The following is a 1340-nucleotide window of genomic DNA, read 5'->3' on the forward strand; positions in this document are numbered from 1 at the left end:
CGCCCCGACGGGGCCGTCCCCGGCGTACGGCTATCCGCAGCAGGGCGGCTACCAGACGCCGTCCCCGGCGGGGTACTCCCCCCAGCCCGGCCCGTCCACGCCGCCGCCGTACAACCTGACGCCGCAGACCGCGGTGACGCCCTCCGGCGGCGGCAGGAACAACAAGCCGGTGATCATCGGCTCGGTCATCGTGTCCGTCGTCGCCGTGGGCGGCCTCGTCACCGCGCTGCTGCTGAACGGCGGCAGCGAGGACGACAAGGGTGGCGGCGGCAGCAGCGCGAGTGCGTCGGCCTCGGCGGAGAAGAAGCCGGGCTACCGCGGGCCGGACACCGCCAAGACGATCGACACCGAGGAGTGCACGGAGCCGCGGGAGTCGTACAACGACCCCGACAAGATCCAGATCCCGGACTTCAAGTTCAAGAACATCAAGTCGGTCAAGGCCTGTCTCCAGGCGGCCGGCTGGGAAGTGGACGAGAAGAAGGTCGACGAGAACACCTACGGCGACGGCACGGTCATGAACCAGTTCCCGTCCGCCGACACCGACGTCGACCCCAAGGACATGCCCGAGATCGAGCTCAGCGTCTCCACGGGCAACCCGCCCTCCTGACGGGTCCGCCGACACGGAAGGGGCCCGGCAGCTTCGGCTGCCGGGCCCCGTGGTCTGTACGGCCTTCCGCCGTCTTACAGGTAGGGGCCGCCGGACCGGCCGCCCGGGTGCTGCTGCTCCTCGAGGCCGTCCCCGACACCCGGCGGGAGGGCGCGGCGCATCTGCTCCAGCTGGGCGCGGGCCGCCATCTGCTGGGCGAACAGCGTCGTCTGGATCCCGTGGAAGAGCCCCTCCAGCCAGCCGACCAGCTGGGCCTGCGCGATGCGCAGCTCCGCGTCGCTGGGGGTCGCCTCGTCCGTGAAGGGCAGGGAGAGCCGCTCCAGCTCCTCGACCAGCTCGGGCGCCAGACCGTCCTCCAGTTCCTTCACCGAGCTGGCGTGGATCTCCTTGAGCCGGACCCGGCTGGCCTCGTCCAGGGGCGCCACGCGCACTTCTTCGAGCAGCTGCTTGATCATGCTGCCGATCCGCATGACCTTGGCGGGCTGCTCCACCTGTTCCGTGACCGGGGTCTCGCGGGAGTCCTCGTCTGCGCTGCCGCCACCGAGCGCCATGCCGTCCTGGCCCACGACCAGGATCTGCGGGTTCTCCGGCGACCTTTCGTTCCTCGGCATCTCCATGTCGCCATTCTGTCGCACGTCTGCACCTCACCTCTGTGGTGCCCCCACGCGAGGCTGATCCACCGTGCTTGGGGAGACGAACCGGCCAGGCTCCGGGTTGTCTCTTATACACGTCT

At 69.9% G+C, this 1340-nt stretch carries 2 protein-coding genes; one reads left to right on the top strand and one right to left on the bottom strand.

The genetic code is table 11. The features are described from left to right. Positions 1 to 607: PASTA domain-containing protein (locus C1J00_RS43240; protein WP_146046412.1), on the top strand; the 607-nt coding region annotated here is incomplete at its 5' end. A 74-nt stretch (positions 608 to 681) separates the two neighbouring features. On the opposite strand, the gene C1J00_RS43245 is transcribed toward C1J00_RS43240, so the two are convergent. After that, a complete protein-coding gene (locus C1J00_RS43245; protein ID WP_102914217.1) occupies positions 682 to 1224 on the bottom strand; it encodes a bacterial proteasome activator family protein in 543 nt (180 codons plus the stop codon). Positions 1225 to 1340: the final 116 nt, after the last annotated feature.

The organism is Streptomyces cahuitamycinicus (assembly GCF_002891435.1).
Classification (GTDB): Bacteria; Actinomycetota; Actinomycetes; order Streptomycetales; family Streptomycetaceae; genus Streptomyces; species Streptomyces cahuitamycinicus.